Annotated in this window: 18 protein-coding genes and 1 pseudogene; 15 read left to right on the top strand and 4 right to left on the bottom strand. The window is 62.5% G+C overall.

What is annotated here, in order from left to right; all coding sequences use genetic code 11:
- From C8N34_RS22175 to C8N34_RS22210, 8 genes are all read left to right on the top strand, one after another.
- Window positions 1–1479, top strand: coding sequence for a phage portal protein (locus C8N34_RS22175; RefSeq protein WP_108130545.1), 1479 nt, complete (start codon window positions 1–3; stop codon window positions 1477–1479).
- Entirely contained in the window at window positions 1476–3572 is a 2097-nt protein-coding gene (locus C8N34_RS22180; RefSeq protein WP_108130546.1) for a head maturation protease, ClpP-related, read from the top strand. The genes C8N34_RS22175 and C8N34_RS22180 overlap by 4 nt, the downstream gene beginning before the upstream one ends.
- Before the next feature lie 103 nt (window positions 3573–3675).
- Window positions 3676–4005 (top strand): DUF2190 family protein, encoded by a 330-nt coding sequence (locus C8N34_RS22185; RefSeq protein WP_108130547.1) that lies wholly within the window; start codon window positions 3676–3678, stop codon window positions 4003–4005.
- A gap of 1 nt (window position 4006) precedes the next feature.
- Window positions 4007–4333 carry a head-tail joining protein gene (locus C8N34_RS22190; RefSeq protein WP_242013888.1) on the top strand — a complete coding sequence of 109 codons (327 nt, stop codon included), beginning with the start codon at window positions 4007–4009 and terminating at the stop codon, window positions 4331–4333.
- Window positions 4330–4752: a hypothetical protein gene (locus tag C8N34_RS22195; RefSeq protein WP_054304561.1), complete on the top strand. Its 423-nt coding sequence runs from the start codon at window positions 4330–4332 to the stop codon at window positions 4750–4752. Before C8N34_RS22190 ends, C8N34_RS22195 begins: the two co-directional genes overlap by 4 nt.
- An 84-nt stretch (window positions 4753–4836) precedes the next feature.
- Window positions 4837–5181 (top strand): hypothetical protein, encoded by a 345-nt coding sequence (locus C8N34_RS22200; RefSeq protein ID WP_054304560.1) that lies wholly within the window; start codon window positions 4837–4839, stop codon window positions 5179–5181.
- Window positions 5182–5183: 2 nt separating this feature from the next.
- Window positions 5184–5444 (top strand): hypothetical protein, encoded by a 261-nt coding sequence (locus C8N34_RS22205; RefSeq protein ID WP_145693799.1) that lies wholly within the window; start codon window positions 5184–5186, stop codon window positions 5442–5444.
- A 5-nt stretch (window positions 5445–5449) separates the two neighbouring features.
- Window positions 5450–5884, top strand: a complete 435-nt coding sequence (locus tag C8N34_RS22210; protein ID WP_108130548.1) for a hypothetical protein — start codon at window positions 5450–5452, stop codon at window positions 5882–5884.
- Window positions 5885–6017: 133 nt separating this feature from the next.
- Here C8N34_RS22210 and C8N34_RS22215 read toward each other — a convergent pair whose 3' ends face one another.
- Genes C8N34_RS22215 through C8N34_RS22225 form a run of 3 tightly spaced genes read right to left on the bottom strand, consistent with a single transcriptional unit; the run spans window position 6018 to window position 6910 of the window.
- Window positions 6018–6260, bottom strand: coding sequence for a hypothetical protein (locus tag C8N34_RS22215; RefSeq protein WP_108130549.1), 243 nt, complete (start codon window positions 6258–6260; stop codon window positions 6018–6020).
- A gap of 13 nt (window positions 6261–6273) precedes the next feature.
- Window positions 6274–6672, bottom strand: a complete 399-nt coding sequence (locus C8N34_RS22220; RefSeq protein WP_108130550.1) for a type II toxin-antitoxin system HicB family antitoxin — start codon at window positions 6670–6672, stop codon at window positions 6274–6276.
- 49 nt (window positions 6673–6721) lie between these two features.
- Entirely contained in the window at window positions 6722–6910 is a 189-nt protein-coding gene (locus C8N34_RS22225) for a type II toxin-antitoxin system HicA family toxin (protein ID WP_054304555.1), read from the bottom strand.
- Between the two features lie 202 nt (window positions 6911–7112).
- On the opposite strand from C8N34_RS22225, the gene C8N34_RS22230 reads away from it, so the two are divergent.
- Together C8N34_RS22230 and C8N34_RS22235 are read left to right on the top strand one after the other, a co-directional pair.
- On the top strand, window positions 7113–7589 hold the full coding sequence (locus C8N34_RS22230; protein WP_145693801.1) for a hypothetical protein: 477 nt from the start codon (window positions 7113–7115) through the stop codon (window positions 7587–7589).
- 92 nt (window positions 7590–7681) lie between these two features.
- Entirely contained in the window at window positions 7682–7963 is a 282-nt protein-coding gene (locus C8N34_RS22235; protein WP_054304553.1) for a hypothetical protein, read from the top strand.
- A 16-nt stretch (window positions 7964–7979) separates the two neighbouring features.
- Here the strand turns inward: C8N34_RS22235 and C8N34_RS26050 are convergent, their stop codons facing one another.
- A complete protein-coding gene (locus C8N34_RS26050; protein ID WP_145693803.1) occupies window positions 7980–8837 on the bottom strand; it encodes a hypothetical protein in 858 nt (285 codons plus the stop codon).
- A 299-nt stretch (window positions 8838–9136) separates the two neighbouring features.
- On the opposite strand from C8N34_RS26050, the gene C8N34_RS22240 reads away from it, so the two are divergent.
- The 5 genes and pseudogenes from C8N34_RS22240 to C8N34_RS22260 form a co-directional block, all read left to right on the top strand.
- Window positions 9137–14320, top strand: a complete 5184-nt coding sequence (locus tag C8N34_RS22240) for a hypothetical protein (protein WP_108130551.1) — start codon at window positions 9137–9139, stop codon at window positions 14318–14320.
- Window positions 14317–15207: a hypothetical protein gene (locus tag C8N34_RS22245; RefSeq protein WP_108130552.1), complete on the top strand. Its 891-nt coding sequence runs from the start codon at window positions 14317–14319 to the stop codon at window positions 15205–15207. The genes C8N34_RS22240 and C8N34_RS22245 overlap by 4 nt, the downstream gene beginning before the upstream one ends.
- Entirely contained in the window at window positions 15207–16244 is a 1038-nt protein-coding gene (locus C8N34_RS22250) for a hypothetical protein (protein WP_108130553.1), read from the top strand. The genes C8N34_RS22245 and C8N34_RS22250 overlap by 1 nt, the downstream gene beginning before the upstream one ends.
- Window positions 16245–16255: 11 nt before the next feature.
- Window positions 16256–16588, top strand: a complete 333-nt coding sequence (locus C8N34_RS22255; protein WP_108130554.1) for a hypothetical protein — start codon at window positions 16256–16258, stop codon at window positions 16586–16588.
- Window positions 16585–16997, top strand: a pseudogene (locus C8N34_RS22260) (hypothetical protein); the annotation flags it as partial. The gene C8N34_RS22255 and the pseudogene C8N34_RS22260, both read left to right, overlap by 4 nt.

A 16997-nucleotide genomic window follows, 5' to 3' on the forward strand; every position in this document is an offset into this window, starting at 1 on the left:
ATGGGATGGATCGGAGCCACTCTGGACGCGCTGGTTGGCGAATTTGCTCCGGAAGCCGGGCGGCGCCGGGCTCTCGCCCGCTCGGCCGCGAAACTGGCGATGAATTATGACGCCGCTTCGCGGGGCCGACGCGCAGCGGGATGGAAGGCGCCGGCGACAGATGCCGATGCTGCCGCATTCGGGGTAAGGGCGCGTCTGCGCCAGCTGAGCCGCGACATGGTGCGGAATCGCCCCTACGCGGCGCGGGCGCGCGAGGTGGTGATCTCGAATGTGGTGGGCACCGGGATCGTGCCATCGGTGGTGCATGAGACTGCTGAGGTGCAGGCGCAAATAGGGGCGGTGTTGTCGGAACACCTGCTTACCCCTGCGCTGGATGCACGGGGCGAGCTGGACCTCTACGCCATGCAGGAAGTGGTGATCGGCACCGTCTTCACCGATGGCGAGGTGCTGGCCCGCCGCCGCATCCGGCGCGGGAAATACGCCCGCGATCTGCCGTTGGGCTTTCAGGTCGAGCTGCTGGAGGCGGATCATCTGGACGATACCGTCACCAGCTGGGGCGCGAACGAGGTGATCGAGGGCGTCGAATACAGCCCCATCGGCGATATCGAGGCCTATCACCTGTTTGACGAACATCCCGGCGCGGCGCGGATGCGGGGGCTGAAGCTGACGTCGCGCCGCGTGCCGTGGCAGGATGTGCTGCACATCCGGCGGTTCGACCGGCCCGGCCAGCTGCGCGGTGTGCCGTGGCTGGCGCCGGTCATGATGACAATGGGCGAGATCAGCGATTATCAGGAAGCCCAGATCCTGAAGCAGAAGATGGCGGCACTGCTGGCGGCTGTCGTGACCTATGACAAGGATTCCGGCGTCGATCCCTCGAAGCGGCTCAAGGGGCTTGAGGCGCTGGAGCCCGGCGCCGTGGTGGGCACGCCGGAAGGGACGTCGGTCAATTTCACGACCCCGCCCAAGGTCGACGATTATCAGCCCTTCATGCGCGAGGCACTGGGGGCCGTTGCCATGGGCATCGGGATCACCCGTGAATCCCTGACGGGGGATCTGAGCGGGACCAATTTCTCCAGTGGCCGCATGGGGCGGATGGAGATGGACCGCAATGTCGAACGCTGGCAACGCATGGTCATCATGCAGTTCTGCATGGGGGTCGAGCGTTGGGTCCGGGAGTCCTGGGCCATGCAGCGCGTGCTGCCCGCCGAGGTCATTCGGCTGAACCATACGCCGCCGCGGCGCCCGCTGATCGACCCGAATGATGAAATCGACGCCTTTCTGAAGCAGATCGATGGGGGCGTGAACAGTCGTCAGAACGTCCAGCGCACGCTCGGGCTCGACCCCGAGCGCATCCGGCGCGAGCGCGCGGAAGATGCGCAGAAGGACAGCGATGCGAACCTAGCCCCGACCGGGGCAAGCAACCTGCCGACCGCCCGCGAAAGCCGGGCCAAGGCCAATCCCGAAGGAACTGTGGTATGAGACGACGCGGGGCGGACCTGATCATCGGCGGCGAGCTGGTGCTGTCGGGCTATGTGATGTCGGATGAGGCGGCGGGATGGGCCTGGGAGGAAGAGATCTTCTTCTGCCCGGCCATGGTCCGCGAGGCGCTTCTGGTCATGGGTGAGGGGCGTATCACCGTGCGCCTGAATTCTGGCGGCGGCGATCCGGTGGCGGGCGAGGCGATCCGCACGGCGCTGCAAGGCCATCCCGGCGGCTGCCGTGTCATTGTCGAGGGGCAGGCATCCTCGGCGGCCTCGCTTCTTCTGATGGGGGCCGCGCAGCGCGAGATGACCGCCGGGTCGTTCATCATGCTGCACAACCCCTCCGGCTATGCCTATGGCGGGGCAGAGGATCACCGTGCGCAGGCCGATTTCCTCGACATGTTGGCCCGGGTCTACGCCCAGGTCTATGCAGATCGGTCGGGCCAGAGCATCGAAGCCGTTCTTGCCATCATGAATGCCGAAACCTTCTACAGCGCCTCGGCCGCCATCGAGGCGGGATTCGCAGATGCGGTGGCCGATGGCACTGACGCGAACGCAGCCCCGCCCAGCTTCGACGATGCGCTGCGCGCCCGCATGCAGCGCGACATGACCGCCTATGCCGCGATGATGCGCGACAAATCTCCGGGCCGTGGCACTGCCGCGCCCCGCAACCCTGCCGCCCCCGGCGGTGTCCCGGCCCCGGTGGCCGCAACCATGGAGCATGTGATGCCCGATCCGACCAACCCCACCGCGCCGGTACAGACCCCGGCGCCGACGCAAATCCAGACCCCGCCGTCGCCCGCGCCCGATCCGCAGGCGGCAATCATGGCGGAGCGCAACCGCGTCACCATGATCCAGAGCATGGCGCGTCCGTTCGTGGAGGCCGGTCGCCTGACCGACGCGGATGTGACCGCGCTGATCAATGACGGCACGGCGGCCGATATGGCCGGGTCGCGGTTCATGGCGACCATGGCGCAGCGCGAACCGGCGCCCGGCCCGATGCGGGTGACCGAACGCGGCCGCGATGAAACCGAAACCCGCCGTCTGGGCATGGAAGGTGCGCTTGTCGCCCGCCTGACCCGCGCCGAACCGGCGGACGTGTCGCGGCAGTATATGGATTTCTCCATCGTCGAAATGGCGGCCGAACGGCTGAGCCAGCGCCGGGTGCCGGGGCATTTCGCGGGGCGCGAGGAAACGCTGCGTATGGCATTCCATTCGACCAGCGATTTCCCGGCGCTGCTGGAAAACGCGATGAACCGTTCGCTGGCCGCGCGCTATGCGCAGGCACAGCCGACCTACCGCCGCATCGCCCGGCAGCGGACCTATGTGGATTTCCGCGACCACACCACCGTGCGCGTGGGTGACTTCCCGGATCTTCAGCCGGTCAGCCCCGAGGCGGGCGAGCTGAAGGCGGGCAGCTTCAGCGAGTCGAAGGAAAAGACCAAGGTTTTGGCCTATGGTGTGCAGGTGCTGCTGTCGCGGCAACTGCTGGTCAATGACAGCCTCGACGGCATCATGCAGGTGCTGAACGACCGGGGCAATGCGGTGGCGCGGTTCGAAGACCGGACCTTCTACACCATGATGCTGGGCGGTTCGAATGCCGATGGTCCGACGCTGCTCGAAACCACCCGGCAGGTGTTCAATACGACCGATGGCACCAAGGCCGGGACGGCGGCGGCGATCAACATCGCCTCGCTGAGCCTTGCGCGCGCCGCTTTGCGCAAACGCAAGTCGCTGGATGGTGCCGAACTGGAACTGACCGCCGCGATCCTGCTGTGCGGGCCGGACAAGGAAACCGAGGCGCAGCAGATCCTCGCGCCGATTCAGGCACAGCAGGCGGGCAACGTGAACCCGTTCTCGGGGGTCATGTCGCCGGTCATCACCGCCAAGATCACCGGCAACGCCTGGTATGTCTTCGCCTCGGTCGATGAGGCGCCGTGCTTCGAATGGGGCCTGCTGGAAGGCTACGCAGCGCCGCGCTTCCGCATGGAAGATCCCTTCGGTGTGCAGGGTACCAAGTTCTCGCTGGAACACGACTTCGGCTGCGGCGCCATTGATTTCCGCGGCGGCTACAAGAACGCCGGCGCCTGATCGGGCGACGACATGACCTGACGAAAGGGCGGCTTTCGGGCCGCCCTTCGTCATTCGCCCTGCATGAATGCCGGGTGCAATCGCCAACCGAAAGGATCGGAACATGAAGAACTATGTGCAGCGCGGCGAGCGGATCACGCTTCCCGCGCCCTATGACGTGGCCTCGGGCGCAGGCCTTCTGGTCGGGACCATCTTCGGCGTTGCTGTCCACGATGCGGTCAGCGGTGCGGATGTCGAGACGCAGCTCGAAGGCGTCGTTGATATCCTGAAGGTCGGGTCGCAGGCCTGGACGGTGGGCGCCGCGATCTACTGGGACAATACCAACAAGTATTGCACCACGACCTCCAGCGGTAACACGCTGATCGGCAAGGCCGTGTCGGCTGTCGGCAGCGGTGCCGGGGAAACCACGGGCCGTATCCGGCTGAACAGCTGACATGGCGAGCGTGTTTGACGGCATGGCCGGGGTGCTGGCGGAAACGCTGGGCGCCCCGGTTGCCTATACGCCGAAGGGCGGGGTGCCCCGTGACGTGCAATCGATCTTTCGGGAAACGCCGGTCGAGGCCATCGATCCGGATGGCCATCCTGTGCTGATCACCTCGCCCAGCTGGCGGGTGCGGCACAATCTGGCGCCCGAGCTTGCCACAGGAGACCGGATCGCCCCGGGCAACGGTAAGATCTACGCCGTGTTCAACGTGGTGCCCTCAGGATCAACCGCATCAGACGCGCATGTCATCTGCGAACTGGAGAGGATCATCGAATGAGCCGTCGTTCCGATTTTCGGGCCTTGGCCCGGCAGGCCCTCGCGGCTGATCCTCGCATGGGGGATGTCACGCAAATCTCGGCCTGGGCAGGGAATATCTCGGCCGATGTCCTGCCGGTGCTGGGTGTGGTGACCGCGCAGGAAAACGTTCAGCCCGAATCCCTGTCACATTTCTCCCGGTCCACGCTGTTGCAGGTCGTGGTGAAGCGGCTGGGCGGTGCAGATCCGGAGGCCGATCTGGATGACGACGCCGACGCTATCGAGGCCTGTCTCTGCCCGTTTTTCGCCGCGCAGGGCATCATGCTGCTGCCCGAAAAAGTGACTTTCACCCTCAACGGTGAGGGCGAACAGAAGATCGCCACCATCACAGCCGACTTTCGCGTGACCTGGCAGCGCACACTGGCGGGTCAGCTGCTCTGACCACGAACCTCCTGGCCCGCAGGATCAGCGGGTTAATCCGGCCCTGCCATCCGGCGGGGCTTTTCCATGTCCGAAAGGCTCCACATGGCAACCATCACGAAGACGACGATGGGCGGTCCCGGTGCCCGCAACGTGACCGAGGTGACGCTGACCTCCAGCAACACCTTCGCGTACGAGGCGGGCACCGGGCAGATTCTCATCCTGCGCAACCCTACGGCTGGTGCCGTTTCCTGCATCATCGACGGGGCTGACGGAACCGTGGTTCCGGCACCGGGCATCGGCAATGTCGATGTTTCTGCCGGATATGCGGTCGGCTCCATCCCTGCCGGTGCATCCCGCCTGGTACCGCTCGACAGCATCTCGGCCTATTTGCAGGGCACGATCAATGTCACCGGAACCGGCCTCGTGGCCATGCTGCTGGGGGCGTGATCATGGCGAAGATCCTCAATCCCGGTCTGCGTCCGATCCCGCTGCCGACTGGCCATGTGGTTCCGAGGCAGGGCGAACTCGTGACAACCAATGATGTGCTGCGCTGTGCTGACAACGTGGCCTTCCTGCGCGGTCAGGAACTGTCGGGTGCGCTCACCCTCCAGTTCGATCCCGACCCTGTGGAGCCGCCCGAGGCGCCCAAGGTCGCCCCGACACTTTCCTCCCAACCTGAATCGCCCGCTGCGGGCAAATCGAAAGGCTGATTTCCATGGCACTCATCACCTATATCGGCGGCACCGTCGCCGTTTCCGCCGCCGTGCCCGCGACCGTCGATCAGGCGGGTTTCGCGGCACTGACCTATACTGCCGTCGGCAGCATCACCGAATGGGGCGAGGTGGGCGACAGTTCGGAGGATGTGACCGAGACCACGCTGGCCGGTCGCACCTACCACGCCAATGGCGCGCTGGACGGCGGATCGGTTGCGTTCACCATCCTGAGCAATGGCACCGATGCGGGCCTGACGATCCTCAAGACCAAGAACAACACCAATGACGAGGTGTCGGTGAAGATCACCGATCCCGATGGCCAGATCACCTATTTCTTCGGGAAGGTTGCGAACCTGAAGGATCGTCAGCGCACCGCCTCGACCATGAAAGGCCAGACCGGCGAATTCCGCGTCAACAGCGCGACCGTCCGCGTCTGATATGGTGTCAGGCCCGCCGCCATGCGGGCCTGATCCTCAACGAGAAGCGCCTATGCGCCCGTACAGGAGGGAAGGCTAGTGAACCGTTCGCTGAAGAGAATCGTGGACGAGCTTCTGGGTGAACTGAAGAGGATCACCCGCGAGATGGCGGCGGATACTTCCCCTGAAGTTCATCAAGCAAGCGGTAAAGGCGCTCTGAAGCGCTTGGCCCGAGCGATTGGATTGGTGACGAAGCCATAGTATGCGCGCGGAAGGCTTCAAGCAGGCTGAATGCCTGGCCTTGGGGAAGCCTCTGAAGCGAAATCTCGGCAATGGCTTTGTAGATTGCAGCCTCTGCGCGCATCATCTGGAACTCGGTTTCCTCTTCCTCGGTCATGCGGGCCTGATCCTCAAACCGTGCCTACCAGTTCCCGGCGCGCCGCAGATGCCAGAAAGGACGATCTGGTCATGCCGCGTGCCTTGGCGGTTTCGTCGATGGCGCGCAGCAAGCCACGTTCCATCGAGATATTGACCCGCTCCGGGGCGGTGTCGGCCGGGATATAGGGCACGGGCAGCAAAACGGCGCCGTCGGCAATGGCTTCAGCCACATCGGCGCGGGCCCGGATCTGGTCGAGCGACGCGGGATCGACATCCGGCATATCCTCGAACCAGAGGTCGAGAGCCTCGGTCGCGGCGGCAGAGATGCCCGCCCAGTTGTCCGCAGCGGCATGGCAACCGGGAAGGTCGGGGAAGGTCAGGCCGAAGGCACTGTCACCTTCCTGGTGAACGATAGCGATGTAGTAGCGCATGGCAGTACCCCATGTGGTTGTTTCGTAGAGGGGCGATGGGGTGGCCGGGCTAAAGAAGCCCGGCCTGTTCGTAGATGCTCCTGACGGTCCCGAGCGGCAGGTCTTTCTTCGGATGCGGCAGGATCACGGTGCGATCCCCTTTCCGAAGCTTGAGGTGTGAACCCTTCTTGGACACTTCCTCAAAACCCTCTGCTTTCAAGACTTTCAGGAGCTTTCTTGAATTCGTTTCAAGCTCCATCGCCCCTCCTTTCATGTGTATTTATATACACACTCTCTGACCGTTCGTCAAGGGAGTGTGTATATAAGTGTGCATAAATCTTTCCTGACCGAGTGCATGGCCTGCGACATGTAGGCCAGTCGGGCAGGTAAGCCGGGCGGCGCCGGTCGTGGTTCAGCCGGTGCCGCCCATCCCTTGAACCAGAACCTGAAGGATGAAGATCATGGATTTCACGACGTTTGCAACTATGGGTAAGGTGCTGGCCAGCAACGAGGGCACCGAGGTCCATCTGGTCGGCCCGGATGGCTTCACGCCGCTCTTTGCCGTTGAGGATGCGCAGCGCGGCTGGATTGTGACTGTGGATGCGGAAGCGAAAGGTGCGGTGCCGTGCATCATGACTGTGGTCGGGCAGGACAGCCGCACCTATCGGCGTCGTCGTCATGAAATGGTGGATGCGATGCGTAACCGGCAGCGGAGCATCAAATCGGCTCAAGCCGAGCAAGAAGCAATGAAGATGGTCGCTGCCGGGGTGGTGGGCTGGAAGAATATCCCGTGGTCCGATGCAGACAAGGGCTATCTGCTGTCGTTTACCGACGACAATCTTCTCATGTTCCTGGAGGCATATCGTCCTGCGTTTGATCAGCTGAATGAGTTTATCGCGGATCGTACCCGTTTTTTGCGGATCGACGCGACCGCCTAATACTCTGGGCGGCGCAGTCAGGGTGGCTCGATGCGGATCCTGTGAATGAGAAAAGAAAGCAGCCTCGGGGCGTTACAAATCGTGCTCTGAGGTTGCGTCTTGGGCATGAACTGGGCCTGCCGGAACTGGGCGAGAATGACCGCAACCTGATTGTCGCCTTCCGGGAGTGCGGTATCAGCAAGTCGGGCTTTGCCGGAGCCATTCCTTTGGAGTGGCCCGACATCCTCGCCTTCGCGATCAGCACGGGATCGGTCGAGGACGGCACGGACATGGGTATCCTGTTTCACATGTGCAGGGCCTATTGCTCTGCACATGATGAAGCGCGAAATGATGCTATGGTCATTGCCCCCGCCGAGAGATCGCCAAATACCTGATGTCTTGCGAGATAGATCACCTTTTAAAGGGACTGTAACGGATCAGCCCCCAAAGCGGCTGGTCCGGGAAGTCTCGTCTGGCATCAGAAATTTCGGCATTTAACTTACTCTCGTCCTGAGGGGACGATATGGAGGAAAACAAGGGATCATCGAGATCGGTGCCATCGGGCAGGTGCGATTGTAGTGTCACGGCGGTGGAGATCGCTGCTGTTACGCAGGTGGCCCCGCCCGCAAGAGTCTTATTGATCCGAAGGCAAGTTTCTTTGAGTTCGAAAGCCTCTGGCGGGTAAATTCTGCTAAACGCGTCCAGAGTTAGAACTGCAACATGGGCGTGCGGCAAGCAGGCAGCAACTTCCATGAATCCTGTCGCTTCCTTTTGGCAGGCTGCGACAGCGCGAGGGTCTGCTTTGCCTGCAGCTGGCGCGGCTTGATCAAATTCGGCCTCTGCCGCGTGAAATCCAAAGGTGATGTGGCTACCCTCTTGATCGGCTCTTGCAGGAACCGGCAATCCTTGTGATCCGCAACGCAGGATTGCCCTCCGGGCAGCTTCGTATGCCTGCCTTACTGCGCTGTCTGATCCGCCTGAAAACGAAAGAAGCTCGATTGACGATGCAACCGGCCTGCCGTCTGCACCGATGATCATCCCGATCTCTACCGCAACACGCTGCGCCTCAGTTGAAAGCGATCCAACGTTCCAGCAGCGTTCTATCGCGACGCGCAGAGCATCCATTTCGCTAGAAGTCAGTCGAATTTCTCTGATGACAGGGCCAGATCCCGAGGCATCACTTTGGTTCGGAAGATTGGGTATGGGCGTTTCAGCGAGGGCAGTACCTGGAAGTGCCAAAAGGATAGCGGCGAAAAATTGCAAATGCATCGAGCCTCACATTGCCCCCGGGTTTTCCTGCCATGGGGGCTTTTCTATCAGAAATGGAACGCAGTATGACCACTTTCGCTGAGCTGTCCATTCGGCTGACAACTCGCGGCGCAGACGAATCTGCCCGTGATATTCGCAAGATTGAAGGAGCTGCCGGGCAGGTTGGTACGGCAGCGCAGCGGTTGTCGCGTTCAACCCGGCGGTTGGCGACAGATATGATCGCAGGTGCCAATGGTGTTCGGCGTGTGACGGACCAGCTAGATCAAAACCAGCGCGCTATTGTGCAAAGCACTGGTGGCATGCAGGGGCTGATTGCTGCCATGGGTCGGTTCATCGGCTTGTCCAGCAGGGGCGGTGTTGTGGCGAGAGGTTTTCGCGAGGCCAATGTTGCCGCCGCTGCGGGCAGCAACCGGCTAACCGGCGCCATCACAAATGCTAGCTTCCAGGTGCAGGACTTCTTCGTCCAAGTGGCGGCTGGAACTGCCGCTGTCACAGCACTGTCTCAGCAGCTTCCACAACTGCTGGGCGCTTTCGGCTTCTCTGGCAAAATAGCGCTTTTCGGGGCCATCCTCGGTACTTTGGTGGCTATCGGTGCGGCTGTCATCCCCAAGATTGATGGGGTAGGCGAAGCGGTGAAACGCATGACCGATCAGCTTGATCAGGCCACCGGCGTCGTCACGGCCGCGCGCACTGCCATCGGTACTTTGGCCCAGCATTTTGACCGGATCGTCGTTTATGCAGGGACTGCTGCCGCACTATTCGCAGGGAAGTGGGTGGCTGGTTTGCTGGCTTCGGCCGTCGCCACCGGCACTTTGTCCGGGGCTTTGCTGGTACTGCGCGGCGCGCTGATCCGTACCGGGATAGGAGCGCTGATCGTGGGGGCCGGAGAGCTGGTCTATCAGTTTGGCCGCGTCACAAAGGCTGCTGGGGGTATTGGCAGGGCGTTTTCTCTGATGGGCGACGTTGTGTCAGGTGTTTGGGAGGGGATCGTTATCTCTGCGGGCGCAATTCCGGCTGGGCTCGCTTCGGTGTGGGAAGATGTGAAGTCCAACTTTTTTGACATGCTCACAGTTATTGCCGGGGCATGGCGGGATTTTCTAGCGTCGATGGGTCTGGACGGCTTGGCCTCAACAGCTGATGAAATGGTTACTTCGTCGATGAAGGCGTCCACGGATGCTTTTATTGCATCTGGCGAAGCCGCAGCGCGGGCCAGTGCGATTACTGCTGATGGCTTTGGCAAGGCCAAGGAAGCCATTGGCCAACTTTCAACCGTGCTTTCGGACGATGAAAAGCTCTTCGAGCTTCCCAGTCTAAGGTCTGGGCTGGGCGACAGTGCAAAGAAGGCTGGAGGGGCCGCCAAAGCAACAGATGATCTTGCGAAGGCGGCTGATAAATGGCGTGACCGGCTGAAAGAAACGCAAACACCTCTGGAAAGATACAACACTGAGCTCGCTGAACTGACGCAGCTCTACAAGGCTGGAAAGCTCACGCAGGAAGAGTTCGGCAGGGGCCAAAAGCTAGTTTCGCAAGAATTGGCGCACGCGATTCCACTCGTGGGCGATTTGTCGAATGCCTGGGCTGATTTCGTGATGTCGGGGGGCAAGGATATCTCCGGCCTTGGCGATCTGTTCAAACAGACCCTGCACCAGATGATCGCGGATGCCGCGAAACAGCAGATCATGGTCTCGATGGGCATTCTGCCTGCGGATGGAAAGGTTCCCGCGGCTGGCGCAGCTGGCGGCGCGCCCGGCCTGCTCGGCCTTGGCAGCCTGATCGGCAAGGACAGCTGGCTGGGCAAAGGGCTGGCATCCGGAAAAGGCTTCCTTGGCGGTATCGGCAAGCTGTTCGGTTTTGGCGGTACCGGCGCGGGCGGGGCAGGGATGCTGGGCGGTCTGGGCAGCATGCTGGGTACCGTGGGCATGATCGCGGGCGGCATCGGGCTTGTCATGTCGCTTGGCAAGGCGTTGTTCGGGCGCAAGCTGGCCGATACCGGCGTGATGGGCCAGTTCACCGGCGACACGTTCGATGGATCGTCCTATCGCTACTACAAGGGCGGGCTGTTCCGGTCGAACAAGACCTCGACCGAAGCACTGGACCCGCAGGTGTCTGATACCATCGGCCTCGCCTATGCCGATCTGCGCGGCAATATCCGCGACATGGCGGGGGTTCTGGATCTGGGATCGGGCGCGATTGCTGATTTCGTGCATGATTTCAAGATCAGCACCAAGGACATGTCCGAGGAACAGGTGCTTCAGGCCTTGCAGGCGGAAATGGCCAAGGCCGGGGCAGGGATGGCCGAACTGGTGTTGGGGACGGACGCCTATACCCGGGCGGGCGAAACCGCACTGGATACGCTGACCCGACTGTCGGCCAGCCTGATCGGCGTCCGCGACGTGGTGGATCTGCTGGGGCATCGGTTCGACATGGTGGGGCTTGTCGGCGGGGATGTCGCATCATCGCTGGCCGATGCGTTCGGCGGTCTGGACAACATGGCCACGGCAACCGCGAACTATTTCCAGACCTTCTACACGCAGGAAGAACAGGTCGCGACCGCCACGCGGCGGGCCGAGGCGGAGCTGGCCAGGCTCGGGGCTGCCATGCCGAAGTCGCGGGCGGAATACCGGCTGATGGTCGAGGCGCTGGATCTGACCGACAAGAAACAGCAGGAGCTCTATGCAACGCTGATCGGCCTTTCCGGGGTGATGGATCAGGTTCTGCCTTCGATTGCCCAAATGACGCGCGAAATGGAGCAACTGACGGGCATGGTCTCGACCGGGCTGGACGCGACGATTGATGCAACGACGGAGGCACAGCGGGCGGCGCTGGATGCAGCCCGGACATGGTACCGCGCGGCGCAATCGATCCGCGACTATATTGACCGGCTTCGTGGCACGGCTGGGGCGCTGGTCTCCGGGCAGCAGGCGCTGGTTTACAATGAGGCACGCTATCAGGCCATTCTGGCGCGCGCTGTGGCAGGCGATATCGCGGCGGTTGGTGATCTGACCGGCGCCGCCGATGCGATGCTGGCAAGCCAGCGCGATATGGCGCGCAACCGTGTGGATCTGGCGCGGGCGCAGGCGCGGGTGCTGTCCGACCTCGGGCTGGTGCAGGGCGTTGCAGATATCGAGGGGGCCCGGCATGACGTGATCGCCGGGCTGCTGGGGCAGCAGATCGATGTGTTGACCGAGGTGCGGGATTTCCTCGCCGGCGGTGGCGTATTGGACGAGGCGATGATCGATCAGCTGAACGGCCAGCTGGCCGGCCTTCAGCAGGCTATCGCCGCGGCCGAGATGATCAACTACCAGTTCCTGCGGGAGCGCCTGGCGGTGACCGTGGATGTGATCGCGGATGCCGATATCCCGCCGCATTTGCGCGCCTTGCTGAACAATGCAGCGACCGGCGTCACCGGCTATATTGATTTCCTGACGCGCAGTGATCTGCCTGCCGATCTGAAGTGGCTGGCACTGACCGGAGCCTCCGAACATATCAAGACCATCGATTACTTGGCCCAGAACGATCTGGGCCATGATCTGACGCGGCTGGCACTGGCCGATGTGTCGAGCCTGCAAAAGACCGTACATCTGCTGACGGGGGCTGCGCTGCCGGTCGATGTGATGCGGATCGCGCTGGCCGGAAACTCGGAATTGTCGCGTGTTGTGACGGCGACGCTTTCCTCCGGGATCAGCCCGGCTGCGATGCGTCTCGCGCTCGGGAATGTCGGCGCATATGCGGTCAGCGTCATGGCCTCGCTATCTCCCGGGATCAGCGACGGTGTGCGGCGGATCGTGATCGCCCAGCAGGGCAGCTACGCCGCCATGATCGAGGCGGCGATCAGCGCGCAGATGGGGGAGCGCGCGCGCCGGATTCTGTTGGCGCAGCAGGGTGAGTATATCGCGAACATAACGGGTGTTCTCGCTTCGGACATGGACGGCCCGACCCGTCGCCTCCTGCTGAATGCAAACACGGCCGCCGCGCGGGCGATTACGGTTGCGTCCGTGTTTGCCAGCAGCATGACGGCCGATCAGCGCGCGGCCCTGATTTCATCGGCACAAGAGTCCTTCAAGACGATCCGTGCCGCAATCAGCCTGGCAGGGCTGTCACCCACCGGGGCCTTGTTTCTGGCGCAGATCGGGGCAGGCAGCAAAGCCTTCCAGAAGACGATCACGGGCCAGATCGCGCTGTCTGCGCTTTCAGCCGATCAGCGGATGCTGCTTGGCGCGATCAGCGAGACGGTGCGGAAGAATGCGGATCTGAGGGCAACAGGGTCCATGACCACCGATCAGCGCCTGTTGCTCGCTGCGATTTCCGGAACGGTGAACCGTGCGGCGATCTTCAAGGCTTCCGGCACGCTGACAGTGGACCAACGCCGCATGCTTCTTGCCGAAGCCGGAAGGGTCGATATCACAATCGCGGGTGGCGTGACCCTGGCAAAGCTGGGGGCGGATCAGCTCAGGATGCTGCGCGCCACCACCTCGACCATTCTTCGCACGATCAAGGGGGCTGTGGATCTTTCCGGGCTCAATGACAGACAGAAGACCCTTCTCGATGCGATCAACGGGACCACGGCGGGCAAGATCCTGCTTGGCGGGAGCTTCGCATTCGAGCCTGCAAAGGCATTCTCGGTATGGTTCGAGACGACGACGACCTCGAATATTGCCAATCCGCTTGCCACGATGCGGGGCGCGCTCGCCACACTGGGCGGGTCGCTCGCGGATTTGCGGAAAGTGATAGAGGCTGAAGGCAACCGGCAGGAGCGTGCGGCAAAGGTTGCAGCGCTGAACGCCTATGTGGGGACGTTGACCCGCGATGGCGAAGGCCGTGCCTTTGTCGATGATACCGAACTTGCGCGGATGGCCGAAATCCTCGGGATCGATGCTACCGGAATGGATCGGAACACGCTGCGCAACCGTGTGGCGGGGTATAGCAAGGGCGATCTCTTGCGCGGGACGATCTATGATCCCACGGGATCGCGCGAACGCCGGTATCTCGACAGCCTTTTGCCGGAGGAGACACAGGGTGAAAGCCTGACGCTGGACGATTTCCGGATCTTCCGGCGTCAATACGGCAGCGATGACGGTAGGGTCGAGGGCTTTTCGATCCTTGGCCCGCTCGGTGGAATCCGGGGTACCATCGGGCCAGGCGGGGCACAATTCATCACCAGAGCAGCGGCGGAAAAGTGGCTGAAAGATCAGAAGTACCCGGCATTTGCCCGCGGCGGTCAGCATAGCGGCGGCCCGGCATATATCGGGGAAAATGATCTGGAGCTCGTGGCCCCGTCCCGGGTCTACAGCCCGCGTGAGACCCGGGAGATGCTCGACAATCGTGCCGTGGTCGAGGCGATCACCGAATTGCGCCGGGAGGTTGCCGCCGCCCGCGCGGAAAACACCCAGCTGCTGCTGAGGATCGAAGGGTACGAGCGTCAGCAGGCCCGGATCGTGAGGGACTGGGATGCCAATGGTCTGCCTGCGGAGCGCACAGAATGAGGGTGGTCGAGCCGATTGCCATTACCGAAGCCATGCTGGTTTCGTCCAATGTCCCGGAAACCGATGCCGCGGCGTGGAATGTCGGGACGGCCTATGCCATCGGCAACCAGGTGATCCGGGGGCATGCTGTTTATGAGGCCGTGCAGGCGCATACCGGGCAGGACCCGCTGCTGGACGCGGGCAGCACCTACTGGCTGAAGCTGGGGGCGACGAACCGCTGGAAGGCGTTTGACCGGCTGATCTCCGATCCGGTCGTGAAGACGGGCAGCATCACCTATTTGCTTCAGATCAGCAGCCTTGCGGATGCTGTCGCGTTCTTCGGGCTGAATGCCTCATCCGTGCGGGTCAAGGTGACCGATCCGGTCGATGGCGTGATCTTCGATGAAACGCGCGACATCGTTGACAATGCGGCAGTCTTTGATGGCTGGTCTTATTGCTTCGAGCCGGTGATCTACGACACGCAGGAGATCGTAACAGGGGCGCCGATCTATTCCGGCGTCACGCTCGATATCACGGTGAGTAGCGGCGGCACGACACAGGTCGGACAGATCGTCGTCGGCCGCGATCAGATCCTTGGCGAGGCGCTTGTCGATACATCCATCGGCATCGAGGATTTCTCGCGCAAGGACCGAGATGAATTCGGCAACGCGATCATCGTCGAGCGTGCCTATGCGCAGACCGCCACTTTCCGATTCGGGTTTCCGACGGAAGATGCGCGCCGCATCAGGGGGATTTTGGCCAGATTGCGGGCAATCCCGGCCGTCTATTACGCCGGTCCCGGCTCAAGCCAGTTCGGAACCACGGTCTACGGATTCTTCCGGGATTTTTCGATCCCGCTTACCACCAACCGCTCCTTCGGGAGCCTTGAGGTCGAGGGCCTTACCTGATGTCGATCACACTCCCGCCGCCCGCGCCATCGCGCAACAACCCGGCGACGTTTTCCGACCGTATGGATGCGTTCCTTGCTTGGTTCGTGACGATGGCGCCGGAGCTTAATGCCCTGGCATATGCAACTGGACCGGGTGTTTTTCTGAATGGTAACGCCGCAGCGCCCGCTATCATTTTCGGTAATGATACCGACACGGGCCTATATCGACAGGCAGAAAATCAACTTGCGATGGCGACGGCAGGCGTGCGGCGCCTCCTTTTGGGTGCGAGTGCTTTTCAGGTTGATTTGCCGATCACCGGCACGGCTGTCACCCAGTCATCCACCGACACGACAGCAGGGCGTCTGCATCGCACCGATGACAATATCCTGTTCCATGCCCTGCGCCGCTTCGGCGTCTATTACCCGTCAGGGAACGGCGTCAATATCGACTCAGCTGTCGCTGGCGATGCGGGGCTGTATGATGCCACACTCGCAGGGACATTTCCCGCGGCGTCAGGTTTTTGGTGGATCACCTCGCAGGCGATATATTCGGGGGCGGCGCTGTTACAGCGCGCCATTCGGTACACCGCAGCTGGCACTCCACCGGCAACGGCAGATGAATATATGCGTATCCGGGCAAACGACGGCACATGGGGCGCCTGGCGGCGGGTCTACAATAGTGGATCGGTTGTCGGTCCAGTCAGTCAGTCAGGCGGTGTGCCCACCGGCGCGCTGTTTGAACCGTCGTCCAACGCCAATGGCAGATACCACCGTGATGCCGGAGGTCTGATGACATGCTCCCACACTTTCGTGATCAAGCCAAGCAGCGACGCCACATCCGGGGTCAAATCTGCTACATGGACGTTCCCGGCGGCATTTGCTGATGCTGTTTCGGTGGTGCCGACCGGCGCACTGATTTCGTCGTCGCCCAATGGCCGGGTTGGGCTGACCTTTGGCTTCCCCACAACAACATCTGTCGTCGTGTATTACAACGAGATTGCCGGCACGAGCAGCGATGTAAATGTCCGCGTGCAGGCGGTCGGTCGCTGGTATTGAGGAGACCCACCATGATCATCACCCTATCTCCCATCCGCTCCGACGCCGCCCTGACGCTGATCCGCCAGGGCGACACCCTGATCCTCAACGGCGTGGCCTATGATTTTGGCCCGCTCGCCGAGGGCGCCACCCTGCCGCGCGAGGCCATCGCCTGCGACTGGCTGGCCTCGGAGGTCACCCGGATCGACGGGGTGATCCATCTGACCCTGCTCCTGCCGCATGGCCCGATCCCGTGGCCCGCCCCGCCTGAATCGCGGGTGGTCACACATCCCGAACCAATCCTTGTCACGACAGACGGGCCGATCCTTCTGCCGAGCTATAGCCCTGAGGAGATCAGCCAATGATCGACTGGAGCAAGACGATCACCGCCGACGCCCGCGCCGCAACCGCGCTGGCCGCCGCCAAAGCCGAGGCCCGTGTCACGCTGGCAGCGGCCGTCACCGCCGCCCGCGCCGCGCTGATCACCGATCTGCCGGGGCAGAGCATGATCTACCTGGCGAAAGAGGCGGAGGCCCGTGCCTGGATAGCAGATCCCGAACCGGATCTTGCCGCCTATCCGCTGCTCTCGGCCGAGCTGGGCATCACCGCCCCCGACGCCGCCAGCCTCGCGCAGATCTGGCTCAACCTCGCCACCCTGTGGCGCAGCGCCGCTGCTGATCTGGAGGCCTTCCGCCTCGCCGCCTGCGCTGCCCTGGATGCCGCGACATCGGTGGCCGAGGTCGAGGCGGTGCAGGTAGATCCGGGCAAGGCCAT

This window comes from Gemmobacter caeni (assembly GCF_003054195.1).
GTDB classification, from domain to species: Bacteria; Pseudomonadota; Alphaproteobacteria; order Rhodobacterales; family Rhodobacteraceae; genus Gemmobacter; species Gemmobacter caeni.

Bases quoted from the DNA above. Each gene is read 5' to 3' on its own strand.
- C8N34_RS22255 (WP_108130554.1), top strand. From the start codon at position 16,256: ATGATCATCACCCTATCTCCCATCCGCTCCGACGCCGCCCTGACGCTG.
- C8N34_RS22225 (WP_054304555.1), bottom strand. From the start codon at position 6,910: ATGGAGCTTGAAACGAATTCAAGAAAGCTCCTGAAAGTCTTGAAAGCA.
- C8N34_RS22205 (WP_145693799.1), top strand. From the start codon at position 5,184: ATGGCGAAGATCCTCAATCCCGGTCTGCGTCCGATCCCGCTGCCGACT.
- C8N34_RS22210 (WP_108130548.1), top strand. From the start codon at position 5,450: ATGGCACTCATCACCTATATCGGCGGCACCGTCGCCGTTTCCGCCGCC.
- C8N34_RS22185 (WP_108130547.1), top strand. From the start codon at position 3,676: ATGAAGAACTATGTGCAGCGCGGCGAGCGGATCACGCTTCCCGCGCCC.
- C8N34_RS22240 (WP_108130551.1), top strand. From the start codon at position 9,137: ATGCAGGGGCTGATTGCTGCCATGGGTCGGTTCATCGGCTTGTCCAGC.
- C8N34_RS22175 (WP_108130545.1), top strand. From the start codon at position 1: ATGGGATGGATCGGAGCCACTCTGGACGCGCTGGTTGGCGAATTTGCT.
- C8N34_RS22190 (WP_242013888.1), top strand. From the start codon at position 4,007: ATGGCGAGCGTGTTTGACGGCATGGCCGGGGTGCTGGCGGAAACGCTG.
- C8N34_RS22230 (WP_145693801.1), top strand. From the start codon at position 7,113: ATGGATTTCACGACGTTTGCAACTATGGGTAAGGTGCTGGCCAGCAAC.
- C8N34_RS22195 (WP_054304561.1), top strand. From the start codon at position 4,330: ATGAGCCGTCGTTCCGATTTTCGGGCCTTGGCCCGGCAGGCCCTCGCG.
- C8N34_RS22245 (WP_108130552.1), top strand. From the start codon at position 14,317: ATGAGGGTGGTCGAGCCGATTGCCATTACCGAAGCCATGCTGGTTTCG.
- C8N34_RS22215 (WP_108130549.1), bottom strand. From the start codon at position 6,260: ATGACCGAGGAAGAGGAAACCGAGTTCCAGATGATGCGCGCAGAGGCT.
- C8N34_RS22220 (WP_108130550.1), bottom strand. From the start codon at position 6,672: ATGCGCTACTACATCGCTATCGTTCACCAGGAAGGTGACAGTGCCTTC.
- C8N34_RS22180 (WP_108130546.1), top strand. From the start codon at position 1,476: ATGAGACGACGCGGGGCGGACCTGATCATCGGCGGCGAGCTGGTGCTG.
- C8N34_RS22200 (WP_054304560.1), top strand. From the start codon at position 4,837: ATGGCAACCATCACGAAGACGACGATGGGCGGTCCCGGTGCCCGCAAC.
- C8N34_RS22250 (WP_108130553.1), top strand. From the start codon at position 15,207: ATGTCGATCACACTCCCGCCGCCCGCGCCATCGCGCAACAACCCGGCG.
- C8N34_RS26050 (WP_145693803.1), bottom strand. From the start codon at position 8,837: ATGCATTTGCAATTTTTCGCCGCTATCCTTTTGGCACTTCCAGGTACT.